Here is a 24968-nt window from a genome sequence, read left to right on the forward strand (position 1 = left end):
CACGTGGCGGCCCGTACGCTGGCGCAGGCGATGACTACCGTTCCGAGCGGCCGGGTGGCCGCACTGCACCGCTATCCCGTGAAGTCGATGCTCGGCGAAGAGTGCACCCGTCTGGAGTTCGGCCCCCTCGGTGCCGCAGGCGATCGCGGTTTCGCGTTCGTCGACGACGAGACGGGACGAGTGGCCACGGCCAAGAACCCCCGCCTGTGGCGCCGATTGCTGCAGTGCTCGGCATCCACCGAGGACGGCGGTGTCGTGCTCACCCTGCCCGACGGGCGCGCCATACCGGTCGCAGAATCGCCCGAGGCGATCTCGGAGATGGTCGGACGGCGCGTCCATCTGGCCGACGAGCGCCACGCGGGGGCCACGGTCGAGCGCTCCGATCCGGTCGACGTGCTGACCCACGGCATCGACGCCGACATCGAGGCCGAGCTCCTCGAGATCGCGCAGGGCACACCCGGAGGCGCCTTCGTCGATCACTCTCCCGTGCACCTGATCACCACGGCCACGCTCGACGCCATCGGGTTCGAGCACGGGCAGGCGGTGCGCTACCGCCCCAACATCGTGATCGAAACCCCGCATGGCTGTCCACCTTTCGTGGAGAACGACTGGGTCGGTGTCACGTTCGGCATCGGCACGACACGGGTGCGCGGGACGTTGCCCACGCCACGTTGCTCGGTACCCACGCTGGAGCACGGTTCGCTGCCGCGTTCCCCGCACGCCGTTCGGTATGCGCTCGAACACAACCGCGTCCAGGCGGGCGAATTCGGGGTCCTGCCGTGCGCGGGTCTGTACGCCGACGTCGTCACCGGCGGGATCGTCGAGATCGGGGACGAGGTCCGAATCCCCGACGCGTAGGTCTGCCCCGGGTGTACGTTCTACAGCCTGTGGGACAGGGGTTTCGAGGCGATGCAGTTCCTGCGCGTCGGTGACCGCCGGCTGGCGTACGAGGTGCGCGGTCCGGTCCGCGGTGCCCAACCGCCGCTGGTCGCTCCCGCCTGGTGGGTGAGTCATCTCGAACTCGACTGGCAGCAACCGGGCGTGCAGCGCTTCTGGACGGGGATCGCCGAGGATCGCACACTGATCCGCTACGACCGCCTCGGCGTGGGCATGTCCGATCGCGACGTGAGCGCGCCCGACCTGACCCTCGAACACGACGTGGAGACGCTGCGGTCGCTCTGCGACGAATTGCGGCTGGACCGGGTGTCGCTGCTGGGCGGTTCCTCGGGTGGTGCGACCGCAATCGCCTTCGCCGCAACGTATCCCGAACGCGTGGACCGACTGGTTCTCTACGGCGCCTTCGCGCGGGGTGGCCTGCTGACCCCACCCGAGGTCGGCCGCGCGGTCGTCGCGGCCATCGACGCGCACTGGGGTTTGGGGGCCAGGGTTCTCGGCGACATCTTCCTCGCCGACGCAGACACCTGCGAGCACGAACGATTCGCGCGACTCCAACGCGCGTCGGCCACGGCGCAGACCGCCGCGGCGCTGCTCGACGCGGTGTACCGGCTCGACGTGCGCGCGTATCTGACCGACGTGCGGGCACCCACGACCGTGGTACATCGGCGCGACGATCGTGCGGTCCCGTTCCGACTCGGCCGGGAGGTCGCCGCCTCGATTCCCGACGCGGTTCTCATTCCGCTGCAGGGTAGTTCGCACTTCCCGTGGTACGGCGACGTCGGCGCGGTCGTGCGCGCCTGCCGCGCCGGCCTCACCACTGCGGCGGCCGACGCGGCTGCGCCGGTCACGGGGCCGCTGTCGGTGCGCGAGCGCGATGTCCTGCGCTGTGTGGCGCGCGGTCTGGGCGACCGTGAGATCGCCGCACACCTGGGCATCAGTCCACACACCGTGCACCGGCACGTCGCCAACATCCGTCACAAGCTCGGCTGCCCATCACGCACCGCAGCCGTCGCCGAGGCGAACCGTCAGGGGCTCCTCTGACTGACCCGTACCGGCCATCGCGCGGTGATGGCCGATTCGGGCGATGCGGCGCGCGGTCACCGGCTCCTACATTCGAGCCGTGAACCAGGCGTGGTTGCGCGTGACGGCGCTGCTCTATGACCCCTTCCTGTGGCTGGGCGAGCTCGCGGGGATGCGGCGCCGCCGACGGACGCTGCTCGCCGGGGCATCCGGGCGGGTACTCGAGATCGGGGCGGGGACCGGACTCAACCTGCCCTGCTATCCCGCCGCGATCGACGAGCTGATCCTGGCCGAACCGGAGCCCGGGATGCGCCACCGGCTCCACCGTCGGCTTCAGGGGCTCGGCCGGGTCGCCCGGATCATCGATGTACCGGCCGAAGGTCTTGCGCTGCCCGACGCGTCGGTGGACACCGTGGTCTCGACGCTGGTGCTGTGCACCGTCGCCGAACCCGAGCGTGCGCTGCGAGAGATCGCGCGGGTGCTCACTCCCGAGGGGCGGCTGCTGTTCATCGAACACGTCCGAGCGCGATCACGATGGCTGGCGGCATGGCAGGACCTGCTGCTGCGACCCTGGCGCGCCTTCGCCGGCGGATGTGTCTGCAACAGAAACACTCTCGAGACGATGACCGCCTGCGGGTTCACGCCGGAGATCGAGCGCGCGACCTGGCGGGGTATGCCGATGATCGTCGGCCCACTCGTCGTCGGGCGCGCCCACCGCGCCGCAGCGTCCTACGCCGACTTCTCCGGGCCCGCCTTGTAACTCTGGTGCACCGGCGATTCCCAGGTGTAGGGCTCCTCGGGGTGGCCGGAGCCGCCCAGGATGAAGGTGCGGTCGCTGCGGTTGGCCCGGGCGATCGTCGCCATCCAGGTGCCGACGGTACTGAACCGGTTGCGGACCCCGGTGAGGAAGGCGATGTGGATGAACCCCCAGCCCAGCCAGCCCCACGCCCCGGCCAGCTTGACGGGCCCCGCTTGCAGCAACGCGTTGCCGCGGCTGATGTAGGCCGCGGAGCCGAGGTCACGGTAGCGGTAGTTCTTGCGTCGCTTGCCACTCACGTCGCGCCGGATACACGCCGCCGCGTGCAACCCGCCCTGCATGGCGTTCTCCGCGACGCCGGGCAGACCGTCACGCCCTGCGATGTCACCGATCACGAAGACCTCCCGGTGGCCGGACACCGACAGATCGGGGTCGACGGTGATGCGGCCGGACCGATCCGTGTGCGCACCGAGGACGTCGGCGGCGTGCCGGACGAAAGGCACCGCTTCCACGCCCGCGGTCCACAGCACGGTGCGGCTGGCGTAGTCCCGGCTCGGCCCGCCGCCTTTCGGGCTCACCGTCACGCCCTCGCGCCGGACATCGGTGACGTGGACGCCGAAGTGCATCTGCACCCCGAGGTTCTCCAGCGTCTCCTGTGCCCGACCGGCCAGGGCGGGGGCGAAGCTCTTCAGCACCCGGTCGCCGCCGTCGAACAGCAGCACGCGTGCTTCCCGCGGTTGGATGCTGTGGAATTCGTTGGCCAACGCCCGCGTCGCCAGTTCCCGGATCTGCCCGGCCAATTCGACACCTGTGGGACCGCCTCCGGCGACGATGAACGTCAACCACGCGTCCCGGTCCGGTCCCGGCGGCAGCGTCTCGGCGATCTCGAACGCGGCGAACACCCGGCGCCGGATGCTCAGCGCATCGTCGAGTGTCTTCATCCCGGGCGCCCACGTGGCGAATTCCTCGTGACCGAAGTAGGACTGCCGCATCCCCGCCGCGATCACCAGGTAGTCGTAGTCGAGTTCGAAAGTGGAGTCGTCGGGTCGGCGCGCTGTCACCCGTCGCGCCTCGGGATCCAGGCGAACGGCCTCCCCGAGCAACGTCTGGACGTTGGGATGGTGCTCGAGTTCCTCACGCAGGGAACGGCTGATCTGGCCGATGCTGAGGGTGCCCGTCGCGCACTGGTAGAGCAGGGGCTGGAACACGTGGCACGCGGCTCGGTCGAGCAGAGTCACGTCGACGTCGACCCCGCGGAAGCGGCGGGCGCAGAACAAGCCGCCGAATCCCCCGCCGATGATCAGGACTTTCGGACGCGGATTACCCATGGCACCGTCGATACCCGTTTCTCATCGAATGCACCCGCCGACACGCTAGCCTCGATCGAAGGGATCGGGCCGGCGGGGGCGGGTATGTCAGGAGACGACACCGACGCCGCACCGGCGGCGGTGGACGGCGCAGCAGTCGCCGAGCAGCGCTTCCGCGAGCTGTTCGATCTGGCCAGCGACGGTATCTGTGTCCATCAGGACGGCACGATCGTGTTCGCGAACGCCACCGCGGTGCGGTGGATGGGGGTGCGGGGCAGCAACGACCTGGTCGGGCGAAAAGTGTCGGATTTCATCCCGGCCGACATCCTGCCGAAGGTGGAGAGCCGCCTGAACGGTCTGCACCGCGACGGCGACAACGCTCCCCCGACCGAGGTGTCCATGAGCCGATCGCGCGGAGCGGTGCGCGACGTCGAAGCCACCTCGATCCGGATCCACTGGAACGACCGGCCCGCGGTCGTCACCTATTTCCGCGATCTGACCACGAGCCGAGCGGCGGACCTCCTGCGCTACCAGGCGGCGTTGCTCGACCACATCAGCGACGGCGTCATCGGGTTGTCCCGCGAAGGCACGGTCAGCAGTTGGAATGCCGCGGCCGAGAAGATCTACGGCCGCCGGTTCCACGAGGTGCGGGACCGTCCCGTGCACGACGCGGTGGGCGCGGAGATCGACGCCGAGCGGCTGATCGACACATTGGGGGTGCTGCACACGACGCACGTCGCTTCCGATGGCTCCCCCCGCTCCATCCGGCTGACCGCGGCGCGGACCGCGTCCGGGTACGTGCTGATCTGCGCGGACATGACCGCTCTGCGCCGCGCCGAACGACACTTCGAGGCAGTGGTGACGGCGCTGGACGCCGGGGTGGTCGTGTTCGGCGCCGACGGCTCGGTGATGTCGACGAACCCGGCGGCGCAACGCATCCTGGCCACGGTGCGACCGGTCGATGCGCCGTTCGCCTCGAACATCCCCCTGGTCGACGCGGAGGGGTGCACGTTGCCTGTCATGCAGCAGCCGGTCTGGCAGGTGGCGCATTCCGGCGTCCCCCAGGTCGACCGCGTGGTGGGCGTCGACTGTGAGGACGGCAGCAGGGTGTGGCTCTCCATGAGCACCCGATTGCTGAGCCCCGACGATCCGCCACACTCGCCGGTCGTCGCGACGTTCGTCGACATCACCCCGCAGAAGGTCGCGCACGAGCGCGCCGCCCACGAAGCCGCCCACGATGTGTTGACCGGCCTGCTGAACCGATCGGGGGCCTTTGCACGCATCGCGGCGTCGTTGCGCCCGGATGCGGTGCAGCGGCTCAGCGCGGTGCTGTTCATCGATCTCGACGACCTCAAGTTCGTCAACGACTCCTTCGGCCACGACGCCGGTGACGCGGTGCTGGTCACCACGTCGGCCCGGATGAAGCAGGCGCTGCGGGAGTCCGATGTGATCGCGCGGTTGGCGGGAGACGAGTTCGTGGTGCTGCTGATGCAGCGCATCGAACGGTCCGAGCTGGACCAGCTGATCGACCGATTACATTGTGCGGCAACCGATCCGATCCGGTACCACGACGTCGAGCTCACCGTGACCGCGAGCATCGGCGTCACGTTGGTGGGCGTGAACGACGTCCGCGACGCCCTCGAGTTGCTCCGGGCCGCCGATGAGGCGATGTACCACGCGAAGGCCTCCGGGCGGGGGCGCACGCGCTACGCGGTCTGAGCCGGCGGCTGGACCGCGCTGCGCCAGGCGAGCGGGTTGAGCCGGCGGAAGGGGTCCTCGGCGCGGAGGGTCTGCACCTCGTCGAGGATCGACTCGAGCGCGTTCTGGGTGGTCTGCTTGACCGCTCGCTCCCACGACTCCACCGCGGTGCCGGTGGGCCGTTCCGTGGGGATCGGAGCGCCGAAACGCAGGTACATCCGCTGCGGTCGCGGTGCGAATGTCGGCCCGATGCCGCGGACCAGCGGGATGCCGACGCCGCGCACCCCGTGCAGTCGCTCGCCGATGCCGCGGGTCATCCGCTCCCAGGCCCCGTCGCGCTCGGTCATGCTGTGGAACACGTCGTCCCCGCCCACCAGCCCGACAGGCACGATCGGATAGTCGTGCGCGATGGCCAACCTCGCGAAACCACTGCGGCCCTGCCAGAGAAGCCGATACTCCTCGCCCTTGAACTTGAGCATGTCGCGTCCCCCACCGGGGAACACAAGCACGGTCTCGCCCTTGCTCATCAGTTCGGCAGCGGTGGCGGGATCGCCCACCACGGCACCGGCGGCTTCGGCGATCTCCCCACCGAGGCCACCCATGTCGGCCAGCTGTCTGGTCGCCAAACCCCTCACCCGGACGCCCAGTTCGGCGTGCACGAAGTAGGGAATCATCACGATTTCCGGCCAGCCTGCCGTCGTGTGGTTCCCGACCAGGAGGAAGCGTCCGTCGCGCGGTAGCCGATCGAGTCCGTCGACGTAGATGCGCGACCTCGACACCACGGGGTGCAGTCGGTCGGCGAGCGAGAAGATGGCCGACTCCATGGCTGCCACTCGCTTGGCCCGGTCGACGACGGAGAACACATTCACGGCCGCCAGCGTACCGGAACGGCTGACCAGAATACTGAAATGGTCAGTTCGATCTGCGGCGTCGTCGGCGCGGCTATAGTCGGCCGGTGAGTTCCGCGCCGACCGCCCTGCCCGAGCAGCAGTCGGCCACGGCCGCTCGCGTGGTGACGGCCGCCGGCGAGCTTCTCCTCAAACGGGGTGCGCGTGGCTTCACCGTCGCCGATGTCGCGGCGCGCGCGCACGTCGGCAAGGGCACCGTCTACCTGTACTGGCCCACCAAGGACGATCTGTTGCTCGGGCTGGTCGGACGCGGGTTCCTCGCCCTCCTCGATGACCTGATCACCCGCCTCGACAGCGATCCCGATCTGGCACGACCGTCTCGGTTCTGCCCGACGATGCTCGACGCGGCCGTCAACCATCCGTTGGTCGCGGCGTTGCAGCGTCAGGACGGTGATCTGCTCGGCATGCTGGCCGACCATCCCCGCTCCCTCACGCTGCACGAGACCCTGGGGCCGAGCGCGGTCATCGGCGCGGTCCTGCCGGTCTGGCGTCGTCATCGAATGATCAGGAGCGACTGGGACATCGCCGATCAGGCGTTCGCCCTCCACGGTCTGGTGACAGGTGTCGCGATGACGATGATGGCCGATTCCCGTCCGGCGACCGACCCGCTGCGGGTCGTCAGTGCCGCTGTCACCGCACTGCTCGGACCGGACGATGCGACGAGCGACGACATCAACGCAGCCGCAGGCGAAGTGGCGGCATTTCTTCGCGAACGCCGGAATGCGGCGGTGGGGCTCATCGCCGGCGATGTTCCATGATGGTCTCCATGGACGCCACGCGCGTGGACCGCTGGCTGTGGGCGGTCCGGTTGACCAAGACGCGCCCGGACGCCGCCGAAGCGTGCCGCGGCGGTCACGTACGAGTCAACGACCGGCCCGCCAAGCCGTCGACGATGGTCGGTCCCGGCGACACGGTGCGCGCCCTGATCGGCGGTCGCACCCGGATCGTCGAGGTGGTCCGCGTGATCCAGAAGCGTGTCGGCCCCGCCGACGCGGCGACCTGCTACCTGGACCGCACGCCGCCCCCGCCCCCGGCCGTCGCGATTCCGGTTGCGATGCGGGACCGGGGCGCGGGCCGACCCACCAAGCGGGACCGCCGGCTTCTCGACAAATGGCGCGCGCAGCAGCGCTGAACGGGCCAAGGGCACGAGTGGGGTTAACCCTCACCAAGTGGTGATGCCAGCCGCCACTGCTGCTGGTCGGTACCGGCAATGCGGTATGGGGTCCGTGCCCGTCAGGATCGCTTGTGACCATTTCCCGCCGCGGCGCGGTGCGCCGCCAGCACGGAGGGTACCGACGGTGAACGGACCATCCTGGCGTGCCGAGATCGATCGCCGGTCAGTGCTGGCCGGACTCGTGGGCGTCGGCGCGTTCCTCGCCGTCGATCTCGGCGCCGTCGCCTACGCGAACGACTGGATCAGACCTGCCGCCAGGTTCACCCGACAGACCGTCATCGACGGCCTCCGTGGGGTTTACGGGACACACCTGGGCTTCCGCAAGAACCACGCGAAAGGTGTTGCGGTGTCCGGTTATTTCGACAGCACCGGGAACGGGTCGGCACTGTCGACAGCGGCCGTTTTCCGACCCGGCCGCACCCCGGTCCTCGGGCGCTTCTCGCTGGCCGGCGGTGACCCGTTCGTCGCGGACACCCCTGGTGCTGCGCGCGGGCTGGGTCTGGCCTTCGACCTGCCGCACCGCCGGCAGTGGCGCACCGCGACGCTGAACCTGCCGGTGTTCCCCGACAACTCGGCCCAAGGGTTCCTGGCCAGGGCCCAAGCCGGCAAGACGGTACCGGGCACCGGTAAACCCGATCCGGTCAAGATGGCGGCATTCCTGCAGGCCCACCCCGAGACGGCGGCAGCCATGCGAATCATCAAAAAGCACCCGCCGACAACGGGTTTCGCAGACAGTACGTACTCCAGTCTCAACACCTTCTACGCCGTCGACGCCGCGGGGGTGCGCACGCCGGTGCGCTGGTCGTTCGTCCCCTTAAACACCGCGCTGCCCGCCGGATCGGGACGCGATGGCCTCTTCGATGCGCTGGTGCGGCAGATCCGCAACACACCGCTGAGCTGGCGGCTCGAACTCGTCGTCGGTCAGGCATCGGATCCGCACGACGACGCCACGCTGCCGTGGCCGGCCGACCGGCAACGCATCGATGCCGGAACTCTCACCCTGACCTCGGCCCGGACCGAAGCCCCCGGCAACGCGCGGGACGTCAACTTCGATCCATTGGTACTGCCGGATGGCCTCGAACCCTCTGCGGACCCTCTCCTGAGCGCCCGGTCCTCGGTGTACGCCGCGTCTTATCGGTTGCGCACCGGCGAACCGTCCTCACCGCCGGCGGTCCAGGTCGACGAGGTACGCGCATGACGGCCCCCCGGCGGTTCGCGGTGCGCTCCCGAATCCTGCACTGGATCACCGCGATCGGAGTCTTCGCTGCCCTGCTGATCGGCTTCGCGATGGTGAATTCCATCGGCTCCTACGCCGCGCTGGTCGCGGTGCACATGAGCATCGGCATCTTGATCCTGGTCGTCACGGTGGTGCGCCTGGTCAATCGCCGCGTCACGCATCCGCCGGCGTGGCCGCCGACCGTCGGACGGTTCGAGGCGAGGATCGTCACCTACTCAGAGCGGCTGATGTACACCCTGCTGCTGGTACAGCCTCTGGTCGGCTGGGCCATAGTCTCCGCGGCGGGTCGGCCGGCCATCGTTGCCGGGTTCCATCTGCCTTCGATCGCGCCGTTCGATGCGGACGTGTATTTTGCTCTACGGCAGACCCATTCGGTACTGGCCTACCTCCTGGTGGTCGTCATCGCCGCCCACGTCTGTGCGGTATTGCTCCACACCCTGACGCTGCGCGACCGCATGCTCTCGCGCATGACGTTCGGGACATCGGGCGACAGGCCTGTCACCACTGCGAAAGGACCGTCATGAACGCCAGTCTCCGGACCCTGCGGGTGAGCCGCGTCGTCGGCGCGGCCGCCGCCCTCGTGGCTGCGTGCGTGGGGCCCCAGGCTGCCGGGATCGCCGCGGCGCAGCCGGCACCTGCCTGCCCGGCGGTCGAGGTCGTGTTCGCCCGGGGAACGCTGGAGGCACCGGGGATCGGAGACACCGGTCAGGCACTGGTCGATGCGCTGAACACTCGCCTGAGCGCACCAGTGGCCACCTACGGAGTGAACTACCCGGCCTCGCTGGACTTCCCCACCGCCGTCAGCGGCGTCGCCGATGCCGCGGATCACATCCAGTCGGTGGTGAGTAGCTGCCCGCAGACGCAGATCGTGCTGGGCGGCTACTCCCAGGGCGCCGCGGTCGCGGCCTACACCACCTTCGATCACGTGCCACCGGGATTCATCCTGCCCCCCGACATCGACGGGCCCATGCCTGCCTCCGTCGCGCCGCACGTGGCTGCGGTCGTGCTCTTCGGCACACCAGACCCGTTCTTCCTCAACCTCGTCGACCGCAATGCACCGTCGTTGACCGTCGGGCCCCTGTACGCGAACAAGACGCTGCAGCTGTGCGCGCCGGGCGATCCGGTGTGTCAGCCGGGTGCTTTCGATCGGGCCGCCCACAGCGCCTACAAGAGCAACGGCATGGCCGACCAGGCGGCCGCCTTCGTCGTCGACCATCTGAACGGCGGCGCCGACTCTCAGTGATCCGCGCCTGAGGACACGAAAGAGGGCGCCCGCTGCTGCGGGCGCCCTCTGTGACGTTCGTCGATCAGTTGTGGACGGTGGTGTCCACGTGCGGCACGTGCACGTGCGGGAACAGCTGGTCGTACCACGGGTAGTAGTCGTTGCTGTATCCGTAGCCGTGGTGGCCGTAGCCGTAGCCGCCGAACCCGAACCCGCTCTGGTCGGCCTGGGCCGGACCAGCGAAACCGATCACGGCGGCGGTCATCGCGCCGGCGACCATGCTCATCAATCCGAACTTCTTCATTGCTATCGCCTCTTGTCGTCTCTGCTGGGCGGTGGTGCCGCCTACGCAGGGTCAAACAGCATTGCGGGCGATTTGATTCCATCGATGTCCGAGCCGGCGCGCCCGAAGAGGAAACCCTGCCCCCGTGCACACCCCCATTCGAGAAGACGGTCGCGTTGTTCGGGCCGCTCGATGCCCTCGGCGATCACGGTCATCCCGACACGGGGACCGAGCTCGACGATCGCCCGGGTGAACATCGCACACCGCTTGTCGTCGAGCATCCCTGCGATGAACTGCCTGCTGATCTTGATGATGTCGAACGGATAGTCCACCAATTTCTGCAGGCCGTTGAAACCGGTACCGACGTCGTCGATCGCGATCTGCACTCCCAGTTCCCGCAGTGCCTCCAGGTCCCCGCACAGAGAACGGGCGGCATGACCGGCGTGTGTCTCGGTCAGCTCGAGCACGAGCCGGTGCGGGTCGAGGCCGCTCACCTGCAGCGCGGACAGGACATCGCTGCGTAGGTCGCCGCGTTCGAGTTGACGGCCCGAGACGTTGACGTGGACCGCGGCCTCGGACCAGCAGCCGGTCCACGACACGGCCTGGTGACACGCCTCACCGAGCACCCTGCGACCGATCGCCGGCATCAGGACCGACGCTTCGGCCATCGTCAGGAAGTCCCCGGGCAACAACAACCCCCGGTCGGGGTGTTGCCACCGCAGCAATGCCTCTGCTGCAACGTTTTTCGCGGTGTCCAGGTTCACGATCGGTTGGAAGTGCACTGCGAGCTCGTCGCGGTCCAGGGCGCGGGACAGTTCGGATTGCAGCTGTGAGTCCTGCCGCGGGAAAGGCGCTCGAGGGACATCGCCGCTGATGGCGACACAGTCTTTGCCGTGGCGCTTGGCGGAGTACATCAGCTTGTCGGCGCGCTGCAGCAGCGTCTCTCCCTCGCACCCCGGTTCGGCGAGCGCGACCCCGACACTGACCGACAGCTGGTCGTAGATCCGCCCGTTCCCCAGCGTCACCGGTCGGCGCAATTCTGCTCTGATGCGTTCGGCAGCACGGCGTAGGGCCTCCGCATCGCGCACCTGCGGGCAGAGCACCGCGAACTCGTCGCCTCCCAGGCGCGCGGCGGTGTCCTCCGATCGGCTCACCGAAGTCAACCGTTCGGCAACGGTTTTGAGCACCTCGTCGCCGCAGGCGTGCCCCCAGGTGTCGTTGACGGCCTTGAACCCGTCGAGGTCGAGGAAGATCAATCCGACTCCGGTCGCCTCGGCGCGGCCGGCAGCTGTCAGAGCCGCTTCCACGCGCTCCATGAACAGCGCGCGGTTGGCGAGGCCGGTCAACGGATCGTGCGAGGCCAGATGTGTGAGCTCGGCTTCTACGGCCTTGCGCTCGGTGATGTCCGTGGCCACGCCGATGTAGCCGACACATCCGCCGTCGCGGTCGGTCATCTGAGAGATGGCCACGCTCACGGGTACTCGGCTGCCGTCGCGGCGGACATAGGTCCACTCCCGGACGTCGGCGGTCCGCGGGGTGAGGTGCCGGAAGAAGACGTCCTGCGCCCGGGCGATGCCGAGCTCGGCCGCCCTCTCCTGTACCTCGGGCAGGTGGTGGAACACGATCGGAGAGCGTCCGATCATCTCCGCGGCAGACCACCCCAGCAACCGTTCGGCGCCGTGGTTGAACACCGTGATCCGCCCTGCCGCGTCGGTGCCGATGATCGCCTGCTCGTACGCCGCCTCCAAGACCCCGGCGAACAGATCATGCGCCGCCCGCAGTTGCTCGGCGTGCTGCCGTTCCTCGGTGACGTCCCGGAAGGCGGCGACGGTGAAGGCCGGCCGCAGCGCCAATGGGGCGGTGGTCAATTCGATGACCCGGTTCTGCGCCTCGATCACGAGATCCCGCTTACCGGCGACACCGGTCCCGGCGTCCCGAACGGCCTGCGCGATGTCGTCGATGTGACCCGACGACACGGCTCGAGAGTTCTTCACGACGACGTCGCCGTCGGCATCGGTGAGCACCACGCTGTCGTGGATGCTGTCGAGGACCGCACCGAGGAGCTCCGACGTGCGGTCCGCCGCGTCCCGCGCCCGGGAGAGCTCCGCGATCAACCGCGCGCGGGAGTCGCGGTAGAGCGCGAGGGTCAGCACCACGACGGTCAGGCTGATGACCATGGCCTGCGCGAGCAGCGCGCGCAACTCGACGTCGGGGACGATCAGCGCGCCCCGGTTGCGCAAGGTGGCGCCGACGATCCAGGCGCCCGCGATCATGAGGAAGGTCGTCGCCACCGTGGTGCTGTAGCGCAGCGCCAACCAGACCGCAGGCACCAGCACGATGAACGCGATCGGGACGCCGGTGTTCAGCCAGAAGGCATATACGAAGGTGACGACGGCGGTGCATGTCACTGCGATCGCTTCCGGAAGACCTCGAACGGTGAAGCGCGGCCACGCCCAGGTGATCTCCTGGGCGCGCAGCCAGATCGAGACGCCCAACAGCAACGAGGCGCCGTTGCGAACGGCGAACAGCGCGAACGTCTCCCCGAAAGAGTCGCCCTCGACGACTCGGAAGTATCCGGCGGCCAACACCGCCGCGGCGCTGGTGCCGACGACCACAGCTACGACCAGACGGGCGAGGTCACCCGGATCTCGCAGGGACGCCACCCGTCCGCCGCGCGTCAGCACCGCCACCGTCACCGCGGCGAGCACCAGATTGACCAGCACGAACCAGGCGGCGAGCGGCACCGCCGCACCGGTGGCCAGGTTCACGACGAAGGTGAGAGCGACCAGCAGGGCGACGTGCGCGCCACGCTGTTGTGCTCGGCACGACCGGGTCGCGAGGAGCCAGATGGTGGCCACGGCGGCGGCCGGCCACACCAGTGAGATCTCGTCACCGCCGAGCCGCGTGGCACGCCCTGCCACTATCGCCAGGCTGTAGGCCATCGGGAAAGCGACGAGATACGCCAGACATCGACCGGTGCCCACCATTGCCACCCTTTGCTTGAGCGTCAATAAACAGCATGGGCGCTCGGCGGCGTTTTCGTCGGCGAATCGGTCCGGTCAGTCCCTCGGCCAGACGATCAGCGGTACCGGCAACGCTCGCAGGATCTTGGCGGCCGACCGGCCGAGGAACAGTCGCCGGGGCGCGGCCAGCCGGCTCGACCCCACCAGCACGACCTCGCTGTCGGAGAACTCGACGCCCTCGACGGCGTCTTCCAGCGAGCGCCCCCGACCGACGATGCTGGTGACCGGGCACTCGGCCGGTAACCGCTGGTGTGCCTCGGCGACCAGCCGGGCCGCGTGTTCCTGCGCAGCGCGGGTCCATTCGTCGCCGTCGCCTCGCACGTCCTCGTCGAGTGCCACCAGCGACATCAAGCGCAGCGGAACCCGCCATTCGCCGGCCAGCCGGACGGCGTTGTCGAACAGCACCTCGTTGCCCGGCCGCAGCCCGACGGCGCAGGTGATGCGAGAGACCCCGGGCTGCGCTCGGTACTGAGCCGGCGCGAGGGCGACCGGCACCGGAGAGGCGTGCAGCAGTGCATCGGCGAGGCTGCCCAGACCGAACCGGCCGCTCCGCACGCGGTGATAGGTACCGACCACGATGAGCCCGGCCTCGCCGCGGTCGGGGTCGGTGGCCGCATCGAGCAGCCCCTGGGTGATCGAGTCGGCGCGCTGCACCGTGGCGTCGGCGGTCACGCCGTCGGGGACCCGCGACAGGCCGTCGCGCAACCATTCTCGGGCCTGCTCATCGAGCTCGGCGTTGAAGGCCTGGTCAGGGGAATACCGCTGGAACGTCGGTGCATCGCTGGGCAGCACCGACACGAGTTCGAGGGTGGCTCCGGAGGAGCGCGCCAGGGTGGCCGCGACGTTCACTCCGTCGACGCCGCGCTGACGCGGACCGTACCCGACGACATATCGCATGGCTGGTCACGGTACAGAACCGCCGAGGTTGTGGTAAGCCCCGTGAGTACCTTTTTCCACCAGCGAGATGGCGGTGCCACCATGACTCAGTCAGCCTCCGGCTCCTCGGGTTCTCCCGCGCTGGCCCGCACCCTGGGTCTCTGGGCGATCGTGTTCCTCGGGCTGGGTTACATGACCCCGACGGTCGTGTTCGACACGTTCGGCATCGTCTCCGACGAAACCGGCGGCGTGGTTCCGACCGCCTATGTCTTCGCGCTGGTGGTCATGGCTTTCACCGCGATCAGCTACGGCCGGATGACGACGGTGTTTCCCTCGGCCGGTTCGGCATACACGTACACCTCGGCGACGATCAGCCCCAACTTCGGCTTCCTCATCGGGTGGGCCGCGCTGCTCGACTACCTGCTGCTCCCGCTGGTGAACGCGCTGATCATCCGCAGCTACATGTACTCGTTCTTCCCCGATGCCCCGCAGTGGCTGTTCGTCGTCGTCTACGTCGCCGCGATCACCGGGATGTGTCTGTTCAGCATGACCAACACGTCGCGGGTGAACATGCTGCTGGTGGTGTTCGAGGTGGTGCTGATCGGGGTGTTCCTGATCCTGGCCGCCAAGTCCCTGATGGACGGCGCTGGTAACGGGACGTTGTTCTCGACCAAGCCGCTGTGGCACGAGGGTGTGCATCTCGACCTGGTGATCACCGGCGCGACGATCGTGGCGTTCTCGTTCATCGGGTTCGATGCGATCACGATGTACACCGAGGAAGCCAAGGATGCGTCGACAGTGCCGAAGGCGATCCTGCTGGCGCTGCTCATCGGTGGCGCCATCTTCTTCGTCGCCGCCTTCTTCACCCAGTCGCTGTTCCCGGACGTGTCGAACTTCAGCCAGGAGTCGCTGGAGAACAGTGCGCTGCCAGAAATCGCGTTCAACGTCGGTGGGCATCTGTTCAAGATCCTGCTGACCGCGGCGGCGTTCGCGGCCACGGTGGCTTCCAGCCTCGCGTCACACGCGTCGGTGTCGCGTCTGCTGTACGTGATGGGGCGCAACGGTCGCGGCCCCGTCGGACGCTTCTTCGGGTACCTGCACCCGAGCTTCCAGACGCCGTCCTACGCGATCATCTTCGTGGGTCTGGTGTCGCTGCTGGCGATTGCGTTCAACCTCGATTTCGTCGCCTCGCTGATCAACTTCGGCGCGCTCATCGCCTTCACGTTCGTCAACCTGACCGTGATCGTCTACTTCGCCTACCGCCGCCGTGAGGTCAGCGGTGCCGGCCAGATCTTCCGCAACGTCGTCCTGCCCGGTGTCGGTGTCGCGGCCACCGTGCTGCTCTGGCTCTATTTGTCGCCCGAGTCCACCCGGTACGGGATCATCTGGTTCGCCATCGGAATCGTTGTGCTGCTGTGGCTTACGCGCTTCTTGCGGCGGCCGCTGACGGTCAACATGGGCGAGCCGATACCCGACGCCGACGAAGTCGACCCGCCCCGGAACACCGCGACCTAGACTGGCGGCGCACGGCTTGTACTCGGCCCGTTCAACGAGCCCGATCTTGAGGAGCGAACTGTCGATGAGCACGTCTATGTACGCAGTGGTCGACCCGTCCACCGGCGAGTTGGTCAAGGAATACCCGACGGCCACCGACGAGCAGATCGAGCAGGCGATCGCCGCGGCCGACAAGGCGCACCGCGAGTGGTCGAAGACCTCCTCGGTCGCTGATCGGGCAGCGCTGATCCGCCGGGTCGCCGAGCTGCACGAGGAGCGCAAGGACGAGCTCGCGCGCATCATCCAGCGTGAGATGGGCAAGCCGCTGGACCAGTCGGTCGGCGAGGTGGAGTTCAGCGCGGCGATCTACACCTACTACGCCGACAACGCCGAGAAGTTCCTCGCCGACGAGCCGATCGATCTTCTCGAGGGCGAGGGATCCGCGCTGATCCGGCGGAGCTCGGTGGGCGTGCTGCTGGGCATCATGCCGTGGAACTACCCGTACTACCAGGTGGCCCGTTTCGCCGGACCGAACCTCACCATCGGCAACACCATCGTGCTCAAGCACGCGCCGCAGTGTCCGGAGTCGGCGGAGGCGCTGCAGAAGATCTTCCGCGACGCAGGCTTCCCCGAGGGGGCCTACGTCAACGTCTACGCCACCAACGAGCAGATCGCCGACGCGATCGCCGACCCCCGCGTGCAGGGCGTGTCGCTGACCGGCTCGGAGCGGGCCGGCGCCGCCGTCGCCGAGATCGCGGGCCGCAACCTCAAGAAGGTCGTGCTCGAACTCGGTGGTTCCGACCCGTTCATCGTGCTGTCGACCGATGACCTGGACGCCACCGTGGAGGCCGCGGTCGACGGGCGGTTCGAGAACACCGGCCAGGCCTGCAACGCGGCCAAGCGCATCATCGTCGCCGAGAACGTCTACGACCAGTTCCTCGACAAGTTCACCGAGAAGGTCCTGGGCAAGGCGGACGGTCTGGCCCCGCTGTCGTCGGTGGCCGCCGCAGAGCGCCTCGAGGATCAGGTCAAGCGGGCCGTCGAGGCCGGGGCCAACTTGACCAGCCAGGGTGAGCGCAACGGCGCCCACTTCCCGCCCGGGGTGCTCACCGACATGCCGCGCGACTACCGCGAGGAGCTGTTCGGGCCCGTCGCGTCGGTTTACAAGGTGGCCGACGAGCAGGAGGCGGTCGAGCTGGCCAACGACACCCCGTTCGGGCTGGGCTCCTACGTCTTCACCACCGACAGCGAACAGGCCAAGCGGGTCGCCGACAAGATCGAGGCGGGCATGGTGTTCGTCAACGCGGTCGGCGCCGAAGGGGCCGAGCTGCCCTTCGGTGGCGTGAAGCGGTCCGGCTTCGGACGCGAGCTGGGCCGGTTCGGCATGGACGAATTCGTGAACAAGAAGTTGATCCGCATCGTCGATTAGCGCCGAGCGTCAGATCACGAAGCCGCCGTCGATGTTCCACGTGACGCCGGTGACATAGCTCGCTTCCGGGGACGCCAGATACGCCACCGCACTGGCGATGTCGGGCGGCTGACCGTACCGACCGACGGCGATGAACGGACGTACCTGATCGGAGAACGCGCCACCCTCTTCGGGGTTCATGTCGGTGGCCACCGGGCCCGGCTGGATCGTGTTGACCGTGATCCCGCGGGGGGCCAGCTCACGCACCAACCCGCGGGTGAACCCGGCGACGGCGGCCTTGGTCAACGCATACCCGGACAGGCCGCCCATCGGTGCGCGGTCGGCGTTGACACTGCCGATCGTGATGATGCGCCCGCCCTCCCCCAGGTGCGGGACGGCGGCCTTGGTGGCAGCGAAGACACCCCGCACGTTGACGGCGATGAGGCGGTCGAACTCCTCGAGGGGAAACACCTCGATGGGCGCCCCGTAGGCGATTCCGGCGTTGTTGACCAGGATGTCGAGACCGCCGAGGGACGACGCTGCCGCCGCCACCGCATCGGAGACGGCGGCGGGATCGGCGCTGTCGGCCTGCAGTGCGACGACTGTGCCGCCCCCTGCCGTCAGTTCGTCGACCAGGTTCTTCGCCGGCTCGGGCGAGGACTGGTAGGTGAACGCGACAGCGGCGCCGTCGGCGACGAGGCGGCGCACGATCGCCGCTCCGATACCTCGCGAACCGCCGGTGACCAGGGCGCGTTTTCCGGACAGGGCACTCGTCATCGCCGTCTCTTTCCTTCATGGCCGAACTGTTCCGCCCCGTGTCCAAGCACAAGCGATCGACGACGGAAAAGATTCCGCGTCCGCAGCGGCCACCGCACTGACGAATTCCTCAGGACTGGGACCATCACTGCTATCCTGCCTCCATGGATTCGCCCGAGGTCGACGGCGGTGAGCAGCCCGTCAACCGGCTCCAGCGGCGCAAGATGCGCACGCGCGCGGCGCTGGTGCGCGCGGCGCAGACGTTCATCGCCGAAGGCAAACTCGCGGTTCCGATCCTGGAGATCACCCAGGCCGCCGATGTCGGAATGGGGTCGTTCTACAACCATTTCGAGAGCAAGGAGCAACTGTTCGAAGCGGCCCTGACCGACGCTCTCGACCAGATGGGCGCGCTGCTCGATGTCTTCACCGAGTCGATCAGCGACCCGGCGGAAGCTTTCGTCACGCGGTTCCGCCTTGCCGGCAGGCTGTTTCGTCATCGACCGCAGGAGGCGGCACTGCTGCTGGCCAATGCCGGGTCGTTGATCTTCTCCGAGCACGGGCTGTCTCCTCGCGCTCGTCGTGACATCGCCGCGGCCATCGACGCCGGCCGCTTCACGCTCGCCGATCCCGACGTGGGACTTGCGCTGGCCGGCGGCGCGCTGATCGGCCTGGCCACACTGCTGCGAGAAAGACCCGATCGTGACGCCGACGCCACGGTCGACGAGGTTGCGCGGCATCTGCTGCGCACCTTCGGAATTCACGCGAAGCAAGCGGCGGCGTTGTGCACGCTCCCGCTGCCCGACACGTCGTCGCTGGCGGATGCCCCGGCCGACTGGCCCGCGCCGCTGACCCGCCCGGGCTGATCGGCCGCGGGCGTCAGACCCGTCCCACGGCGAGATGCGCCGTGGTGGCGACAATCAACGATCCGTCGGCCCCTGCACGGCGCTGTGCCGCCGCAGTCAGTGCCGGAGTCAGACGTTCGCGTTCCTCCGGCGACAGACCCGTGAACGGCGGCAGGAACCCGAACACCTCGTCGATGTCGGCGCGAAATCTCGCCATGGTCGGACCGGCCCAGGTGAGCTGCACCGGGCGGACCGTGACGTCGCGGAAGCCCGCCCCGGCCATCTCCCGATGCAGCGCATCGACGTCGGCAGCCAGCAGCACGCCCTCGGGTAGCGGTACCGGCTCGCGTTCCGGAAAGACCTCTGCCATCGCTTCGACGAGTAGCGCTACCGAGCCGACTGTTCGGGGGTCCTTCCAGCTGCTGATGCAGCCGCGGCCACCGGGGCGGGTCACCCGGGCCATTTCCCGCAGGGCGGTGCGCCACTCGGGCAGGTTGATGATGCCGAACATCGAGAAGGCGATGTCGACGGTGTGGTCGCCGATGTCGAGCGCCTGCGCATCCATGACGGTCGCGGAGCACGCCGGGTGGGGCGCCAGTCGCTGCGCCGCCCGCGCCACCATGGCCTCGGAGATGTCGGTGGCCACGACGCGGGCACCGAGCTCGGCCGCGGCCACGCTCAGACCGCCCGGTCCGCAGGCGACGTCGAGCACCTCGGTGCCGGCAGCGATGCCGCCGACCGCCTCGAATGCGTGGGGAATGCACTGTGCGGTCAGCGGTTCGCCGAGGCGTTCGTAGAGCGCAGCGTCGGGTAGCAGATGTGCCCGACCGGAAGAGTCTGTCATCGATTCAGCGTGCCCAGCGCCCGAGACCCCTGGCAAGGATGATTGCCGTCTGGGCAAAATCCGCCACGGGCCTATCCTGCAGAAGTGAGCGAATCCGCGGTGGTGAAGCCGACACCTGCAGAGCTGATGGAAGACGCCGGTACCGGGCTCGACTACGGGACCAACCCGACACAGATGCTCGGCGACATCACACCCAACGACCGCTTCTTCATCCGCAGCCATGCTCCGTCACCCCGTATCGACGCCGGCACCTGGACCCTTCGCGTCGACGGTGACGGCGCTCGAACGCCGCTGGAGTACTCGTATGCCCAGTTGTGCAACGACTTTCCCCTCGTGTCGATGATCCGGACCTTGGAGTGCGCGGGTAATCGCCGCGCACTGTTCGGACAGGAAGTGCAGCACACGTTCGAGGGCACTCAGTGGGGGCGGGGGGCGATCAGCACCGCGGAGTGGACCGGGGTGCGGCTGCGCGAGCTGCTGGCACCGGCAGATCTCACCGACGACGCTGTCGAAGTGATGCCGGAGTCCCTCGACCAGATCCGAGCCCGCAGACCGCTGCCGCTGGCCAAGGCGCTCGCCGATGACACGATCGTCGCGATCGCCATGAACGGGGAGCCCCTCCCCGTCGACCACGGCTTTCCGGCCCGGGTGGTGGTGTCCGGCTGGCTGGGCGCGGCGAGCATCAAGTGGCTGGGCCGTCTCGAGGTCAGCACCCGCCATCTCCACACGCCCTGGAACACCGAGGATTACGTGCTGATCGGCCCCGGCCTGCACGCCGACGGTCCCGCCCGCGGCCCGGCCATCACCGAGCCGGCGCTGTCCAGTCTCATCGAGCTCCCGTGGCCGGCGACCCTGTCCGCGGGGGCTCAGTTGATCCGCGGTCGCGCCTTCGCCGGCGAAGGATGGGTCACCAGCGTTCAGTACCGGATCGACGACGATCCGTGGCTGCCCGCCACCATCACCTCGCCCGGCTCCGCCGGGGTGTGGGCGCGCTGGCAGTTCCACTGGAATGCGACCCCCGGGGAGCACGTCCTGCGGGTGCGCGCCACCGACAACCGTGGCACGGTCCAACCGGACCGGACCCCCTGGAATGAGCTCGGGTACATGCACGAGTCGGTGCTTGCACACCCGGTGCACGTCACGTCGCCTTAAGGTCGATCGTGTGCAGCTGAGCGCGAGAATGCCCGACCTCACGTCGTTGGAGGTCCTTCTCGCGATCGCCCGCACCGGCACCCTCAGCGGCGCGGGGCGGGAGTGCGGGCTGACTCAGCAGGCTGTGTCTGCGCGCATCGCTGCTCTCGAGCGGCAGACGGGGGTGCGCCTCGTCATCCGCAGCAAGACCGGGTCTCGTCTCACCCCGGCGGGCGCGGTCGCCGCCCAGTGGGCAGACCGCCTGCTGACCGTGGCCCACGAGGTCGACGCGGGACTCGCGACGCTGCGCGACGACAGCAGGACACGGCTGCGGATCACCGCGAGCCAGACCATCGCCGAACAACTCCTGCCGCGCTGGCTGGTCAGCTGGCGAGACAGCGTCACCCGGCAGCGCGCGACGCCGCCGGATGTCATCCTCACCGCCGCCAACAGCGAGCAGGTGGTCGCGGCCATCGGTGACGATCGAGCCGATCTTGGCTTCGTCGAGAGCCCCGGGGTGCCACGACCGTTGCGCAGCACCACCGTCGCCCACGATGACCTCGTGGTGGTGGTGCCACCCGCACACAGGTGGGCGCGTCGGCCGGCGCCGATCTCCGCCGGCGAGCTCGCGGCAGCGGCGTTGGTGACACGCGAGAAGGGTTCGGGCACAAGGGAGTTCCTCGCCAGCGCGCTTCGGCGCGCCACCGACGCCGAGCAGGTCCCGCCAGCGCTCGAACTGTCCAGCGCCGCCGCCGTCCGCGCAGCAGTGCTGGCCGACGCAGGACCGGCTGTCTTGAGCAGACTGGCCGTCGCCGACGATCTCGAACTCGGACGTCTGCGCGCCGTCGAGGTGGCCGGCCTCGAACTCCGCCGCGCCCTGCGCGCGGTGTGGGTGGGTGCCAGCACTCCCCCTGCGGGTGCCGCACGGGACCTGCTGAGCCACATCGCCACTGTCCGGCGCCATCGAAGCGAGTGATCGGCTCACAGATTCTGTTTGTGTCTTGATTGCTGTTCAGCCGCGCCACCAGCTCCTACCGTGACAATCATGCAGCAATCCACGCTCACACTCCCTCCGGCCGGCCACGTCACCGAGGCGCCGAAACCCCTGCTGCACCACGTCGGACCGAACTGGTTCGCCTCGGTGATGGGAACCGGGATCGTCGCCACCGCGGCAGCGAGCCTGCCGATCCACGTGCCGGGGCTGCGCGGCTTCGCTCAGGTGGTCTGGGTGCTGGCTGCAGCAGTGCTCGCCGTGCTCATCGTGGCGGTCGGCTCGTTCTGGCTGCGGCACCCCGCCGTCGCCCTCGGCCATGCGCGCAACGCAGCCATGGCGCACTTCTACGGCGCCGCCCCCATGGCGCTGCTGACGGTCGGCGCCGGGGCGCTGCTGGTCGGCGGCGACCTCATCGGCGCCGGCGCCGCCCTGCGGCTCGATTGGACGCTGTGGATTCTCGGTACGGCAGGCGGACTCATCACCGCGGCCGTCATCCCGTTCCTGATGGTCACCCAGCACGACGTCGGGCCCGACGCCGCTTTTGGCGGCTGGCTCATGCCGCTGGTGCCGCCGATGGTGTCGGCCGCGACGGGGGCTCTGCTCATTCCGCACATCGGCAGCCAGACCGGTCGCGCCACCCTGCTCTACGCCTGCTTCGCGATGTTCGGACTGTCGATGATCGCCGCGCTGATCATCACCACGATGATCTGGAGCAGGCTCGTGCACTACGGGACATCCGGCACCGCGCGGGTCGCCACGCTGTGGATCGTGCTGGGCCCATTGGGCCAGTCCATCACCGCGGCGGGACTCCTCGGCGGCACCGCGGCACTGGCCGTCGATCCGCAGATCGCGGGCGGGTTGCAGGTCTTCGCGGTTCTCTTCGGCGTACCCGTGTGGGGGTTCGCCGTGTTGTGGATCGTGCTGGCGACATCGCTGACCGTGCGAACCCTGCGCCGTGGCATGCCGTTCGCGTTGACGTGGTGGAGTCTGACGTTCCCCGTCGGCACATTCGTCACCGGCACAACGCAGTTGGCGCTGCACACCGGACTACCGGCCCTGCGCGTCGCGGCGGTGATCGGTTACGTGTGTCTGCTCGGTACGTGGTGTCTGGTGGCGACACGCACCGTTCACGGCAGCATCCGCGGCGAACTGCTCGGCCCTCGCTGACATCTCACAACTCACGCGTCCAGGAGGTAGACATGACAACACTGTCCGACGACGGCACCCGATTCCGGGGCGCCTCACCCGCCGATGCGCCGGCGGCCGTCGCAGACGACGGAAGCACCGCGGTGTCGGGCGCCGTGGCGTGGGCCCGTGACTCGGCGATCGCTCAACGGCCCGCGACACGCCTGCCCTTCGATCCACACGATCCCGCTGCTGCGCTGGCGCAGCTGCCTGAAGCGGTGCACCTGTTCGCGATCGGGGTGCCCAGACACCGACGCCGCTGGCCCGCTCTCACTCGGCTCGTCGGCACACTGCTCCCCCACCTCGAGGTAGCGCTCGTACCCGAGGGATACACACCCCGCCCGGGCGCACCGGTCGTCGTCGCCGTCGAGGGTTCGGTCGCCGACCACGGCGCGATCGAGGCCGCGTTCACCAGCGCTTCCCTGGCAGCCGCACCGCTGGTGGCGGTGCACTGCTGGAAAGAGCCGGGCGCGCTGAGCTTTCCGTCACCGGCCTGGTGTCCGATCGACTGGGCCGACCAGCGCGACCGCGAATGCGCACTGGTTGCGGAACGTCTGGCCGATCACAGCGGACGGTACCCCGACGTCATGGTGGACCGCGTCATCCGAACCGGTCAGCCCGGCAGTGCGCTGCTGCCGCTGGCACGCTCTGCCCAGCTCGTGGTGATCCCGGGCCGAGAGGACGGCCTGCTCGCCGCGAGGCTGTCGGCTCTCCTCGACGACGCCGCCGTTCCGGTTCTGCTCACGTGAGCCCACCTCACAGGGTCCGCGATCTGCGCATGCCACGCAGGTAGCCTGCACGGATGCCGTCGACGCCCCTACCCGTGGTGCTGGCCACGCTCGCGCTTCGGCGCGGGCTCAAGCGCTTCGCCGACAGGTTGGTGCCGCCGCAGTTCGCGATGCTCGACCTCGGTGAGGGTGTCGCCGGAGTGCAGATCGCCGCAGCAGTCGCCGAGCTCGGGATCGCCGATGTGCTCGCCGCCGGGCCGATGACCGCCCATCAGATCGCGACGCGTCTCGACTGCGACCCGGAGGCCACTCATCGCCTCCTGCGCGGGGCGGTCGCGGGTGGCCTCTGCACCCTGGACCGTCGCACGGGTGCGGCCCGACTGACCCCCATGGGTGCGGTGCTGCGCAGTGACCATCCCTCGTCACTGCGGGCGTGGATGCGCTACAAGGGAATGCGGTCGACGGTCGACGCGTGGGGTGGTCTCGCGGCGAGTGTGCGCAGCGGCCGAAGCGCTTTCGAGCTCGTGCACGGTGTGTCGGTGTGGGAGTGGTATGCGGCCCATCCCGACGAGCAACAGATCTTCGCGGCGACGATGCGGCAGGCGACCAGCATGATCGCGCGCGGGATCGCGCGCGTCTACCCATGGCCCGACGGTGCGGTGGTGTGCGACGTCGCCGGCGGAATCGGGACGCTGCTGTCGGTGATCGTGACCGAGACCCAGGCGGAGCTGCGCGGAATCCTGGTCGACAGTCCCGCCATGCTCGCCGAAGCGGACCGCTTCCTCGCCGAACGCGGCGTCGCCAGCCGGATCGAGCGCGTCGAGGGAGACATCTTCGGTTCCGTCGACGCCACCGCCGACGTCTACATCCTCAAAGACGTCCTGCACGACTGGGACGACGACCGCTGCTCGACCATCGTCGCGACCGTGGCGGCGAGCATGCCCGTCGGCGCCACACTCCTGGTGATCGAATACCTGCAGCCGCGCAACCGTCCGAATCCGTTCTCTCCGTTGCTCGATCTGCACACTCTCACCCAGCGCGACGGCGGCAGGCTGCGGTCGAAAGAGGAGATCGAGAGGTTGCTCGTCGGCGCGGGACTGCGGCCCACCGGTCGGACCTTCTCCGTCGTGCCGCACGACATCATCGAGGCGACGAAGATCGCGCACTCCTGACCCGTCGGCGAC

At 68.8% G+C, this 24968-nt stretch carries 24 protein-coding genes; 17 read left to right on the top strand and 7 right to left on the bottom strand.

Annotated elements, in window-relative coordinates:
• Positions 1-30: 30 nt before the first annotated feature.
• The 3 genes from ACXYX3_RS25760 (at position 31) to ACXYX3_RS25770 (ending at position 2677) form a co-directional block, all read left to right on the top strand.
• Positions 31-858: an MOSC domain-containing protein gene (locus ACXYX3_RS25760; RefSeq protein WP_458609544.1), complete on the top strand. Its 828-nt coding sequence runs from the start codon at positions 31-33 to the stop codon at positions 856-858.
• A gap of 51 nt (positions 859-909) precedes the next feature.
• Positions 910-1938 (top strand): alpha/beta fold hydrolase, encoded by a 1029-nt coding sequence (locus ACXYX3_RS25765; RefSeq protein WP_458609545.1) that lies wholly within the window; start codon positions 910-912, stop codon positions 1936-1938.
• Positions 1939-2017: 79 nt separating this feature from the next.
• Positions 2018-2677, top strand: a complete 660-nt coding sequence (locus ACXYX3_RS25770; RefSeq protein ID WP_458609546.1) for a class I SAM-dependent methyltransferase — start codon at positions 2018-2020, stop codon at positions 2675-2677.
• On the opposite strand, the gene ACXYX3_RS25775 is transcribed toward ACXYX3_RS25770, so the two are convergent.
• Positions 2647-4002, bottom strand: a complete 1356-nt coding sequence (locus ACXYX3_RS25775; RefSeq protein ID WP_458609547.1) for an NAD(P)/FAD-dependent oxidoreductase — start codon at positions 4000-4002, stop codon at positions 2647-2649. The two genes, ACXYX3_RS25770 and ACXYX3_RS25775, sit on opposite strands and share 31 nt — an antisense overlap.
• Before the next feature lie 84 nt (positions 4003-4086).
• On the opposite strand from ACXYX3_RS25775, the gene ACXYX3_RS25780 reads away from it, so the two are divergent.
• Positions 4087-5700: a diguanylate cyclase domain-containing protein gene (locus ACXYX3_RS25780; RefSeq protein ID WP_458609548.1), complete on the top strand. Its 1614-nt coding sequence runs from the start codon at positions 4087-4089 to the stop codon at positions 5698-5700.
• Here the strand turns inward: ACXYX3_RS25780 and ACXYX3_RS25785 are convergent.
• Positions 5688-6503 (bottom strand): lysophospholipid acyltransferase family protein, encoded by an 816-nt coding sequence (locus tag ACXYX3_RS25785; RefSeq protein ID WP_458612233.1) that lies wholly within the window; start codon positions 6501-6503, stop codon positions 5688-5690. The two genes, ACXYX3_RS25780 and ACXYX3_RS25785, sit on opposite strands and share 13 nt — an antisense overlap.
• A gap of 131 nt (positions 6504-6634) precedes the next feature.
• Between ACXYX3_RS25785 and ACXYX3_RS25790 the strand changes: the two genes are divergently transcribed.
• From ACXYX3_RS25790 to ACXYX3_RS25810, 5 genes are all read left to right on the top strand, one after another.
• Complete coding sequence (locus tag ACXYX3_RS25790; RefSeq protein WP_458609549.1) at positions 6635-7345, top strand: TetR/AcrR family transcriptional regulator; 711 nt, start codon at positions 6635-6637, stop codon at positions 7343-7345.
• Positions 7346-7353: 8 nt separating this feature from the next.
• Positions 7354-7719 (top strand): RNA-binding S4 domain-containing protein, encoded by a 366-nt coding sequence (locus ACXYX3_RS25795; protein ID WP_458609550.1) that lies wholly within the window; start codon positions 7354-7356, stop codon positions 7717-7719.
• Between the two features lie 166 nt (positions 7720-7885).
• On the top strand, positions 7886-8959 hold the full coding sequence (locus tag ACXYX3_RS25800) for a catalase family peroxidase (RefSeq protein WP_458609551.1): 1074 nt from the start codon (positions 7886-7888) through the stop codon (positions 8957-8959).
• Positions 8956-9522, top strand: a complete 567-nt coding sequence (locus ACXYX3_RS25805) for a cytochrome b (RefSeq protein ID WP_458609552.1) — start codon at positions 8956-8958, stop codon at positions 9520-9522. Before ACXYX3_RS25800 ends, ACXYX3_RS25805 begins: the two co-directional genes overlap by 4 nt.
• On the top strand, positions 9519-10241 hold the full coding sequence (locus ACXYX3_RS25810; RefSeq protein ID WP_458609553.1) for a cutinase family protein: 723 nt from the start codon (positions 9519-9521) through the stop codon (positions 10239-10241). Before ACXYX3_RS25805 ends, ACXYX3_RS25810 begins: the two co-directional genes overlap by 4 nt.
• Before the next feature lie 64 nt (positions 10242-10305).
• Here the strand turns inward: ACXYX3_RS25810 and ACXYX3_RS25815 are convergent, their stop codons facing one another.
• From ACXYX3_RS25815 to ACXYX3_RS25825, 3 genes are all read right to left on the bottom strand, one after another.
• On the bottom strand, positions 10306-10524 hold the full coding sequence (locus ACXYX3_RS25815; RefSeq protein WP_046364887.1) for a hypothetical protein: 219 nt from the start codon (positions 10522-10524) through the stop codon (positions 10306-10308).
• Between the two features lie 41 nt (positions 10525-10565).
• A complete protein-coding gene (locus ACXYX3_RS25820; protein ID WP_458609554.1) occupies positions 10566-13424 on the bottom strand; it encodes a bifunctional diguanylate cyclase/phosphodiesterase in 2859 nt (952 codons plus the stop codon).
• A gap of 138 nt (positions 13425-13562) precedes the next feature.
• Positions 13563-14423 carry a universal stress protein gene (locus ACXYX3_RS25825; protein ID WP_458609555.1) on the bottom strand — a complete coding sequence of 287 codons (861 nt, stop codon included), beginning with the start codon at positions 14421-14423 and terminating at the stop codon, positions 13563-13565.
• An 81-nt stretch (positions 14424-14504) separates the two neighbouring features.
• On the opposite strand from ACXYX3_RS25825, the gene ACXYX3_RS25830 reads away from it, so the two are divergent.
• Together ACXYX3_RS25830 and ACXYX3_RS25835 are read left to right on the top strand one after the other, a co-directional pair.
• Positions 14505-15917 (top strand): APC family permease, encoded by a 1413-nt coding sequence (locus ACXYX3_RS25830; RefSeq protein WP_458609556.1) that lies wholly within the window; start codon positions 14505-14507, stop codon positions 15915-15917.
• Positions 15918-15981: 64 nt separating this feature from the next.
• The gene (locus tag ACXYX3_RS25835) at positions 15982-17325 is read left to right on the top strand and encodes an NAD-dependent succinate-semialdehyde dehydrogenase (protein ID WP_458609557.1); all 1344 of its coding nucleotides are present in this window, start codon (positions 15982-15984) and stop codon (positions 17323-17325) included.
• A 9-nt stretch (positions 17326-17334) separates the two neighbouring features.
• Here the strand turns inward: ACXYX3_RS25835 and ACXYX3_RS25840 are convergent, their stop codons facing one another.
• On the bottom strand, positions 17335-18081 hold the full coding sequence (locus ACXYX3_RS25840) for a 3-oxoacyl-ACP reductase family protein (protein WP_458609558.1): 747 nt from the start codon (positions 18079-18081) through the stop codon (positions 17335-17337).
• Between the two features lie 143 nt (positions 18082-18224).
• Between ACXYX3_RS25840 and ACXYX3_RS25845 the strand changes: the two genes are divergently transcribed.
• Positions 18225-18923, top strand: coding sequence for a TetR/AcrR family transcriptional regulator (locus ACXYX3_RS25845; RefSeq protein ID WP_241204450.1), 699 nt, complete (start codon positions 18225-18227; stop codon positions 18921-18923).
• A gap of 13 nt (positions 18924-18936) precedes the next feature.
• Here the strand turns inward: ACXYX3_RS25845 and ACXYX3_RS25850 are convergent, their stop codons facing one another.
• Complete coding sequence (locus ACXYX3_RS25850) at positions 18937-19746, bottom strand: class I SAM-dependent methyltransferase (protein ID WP_458609559.1); 810 nt, start codon at positions 19744-19746, stop codon at positions 18937-18939.
• Positions 19747-19830: 84 nt separating this feature from the next.
• On the opposite strand from ACXYX3_RS25850, the gene ACXYX3_RS25855 reads away from it, so the two are divergent.
• The 5 genes from ACXYX3_RS25855 to ACXYX3_RS25875 all read left to right on the top strand — a co-directional run bounded on the left by ACXYX3_RS25855 (position 19831) and on the right by ACXYX3_RS25875 (position 24956).
• Positions 19831-20898 (top strand): sulfite oxidase, encoded by a 1068-nt coding sequence (locus ACXYX3_RS25855; protein WP_458609560.1) that lies wholly within the window; start codon positions 19831-19833, stop codon positions 20896-20898.
• Positions 20899-20908: 10 nt separating this feature from the next.
• A complete protein-coding gene (locus ACXYX3_RS25860; protein ID WP_458609561.1) occupies positions 20909-21853 on the top strand; it encodes a LysR family transcriptional regulator in 945 nt (314 codons plus the stop codon).
• 168 nt (positions 21854-22021) lie between these two features.
• Positions 22022-23038, top strand: a complete 1017-nt coding sequence (locus tag ACXYX3_RS25865) for a TDT family transporter (RefSeq protein WP_458612234.1) — start codon at positions 22022-22024, stop codon at positions 23036-23038.
• Between the two features lie 32 nt (positions 23039-23070).
• The gene (locus tag ACXYX3_RS25870; protein WP_458609562.1) at positions 23071-23805 is read left to right on the top strand and encodes a universal stress protein; all 735 of its coding nucleotides are present in this window, start codon (positions 23071-23073) and stop codon (positions 23803-23805) included.
• Positions 23806-23858: 53 nt separating this feature from the next.
• Complete coding sequence (locus tag ACXYX3_RS25875) at positions 23859-24956, top strand: methyltransferase (protein ID WP_458609563.1); 1098 nt, start codon at positions 23859-23861, stop codon at positions 24954-24956.
• Positions 24957-24968 lie beyond the last annotated feature (12 nt).

The sequence above is a fragment of the Mycobacterium sp. Panama NTM2 genome, from assembly GCF_054355555.1.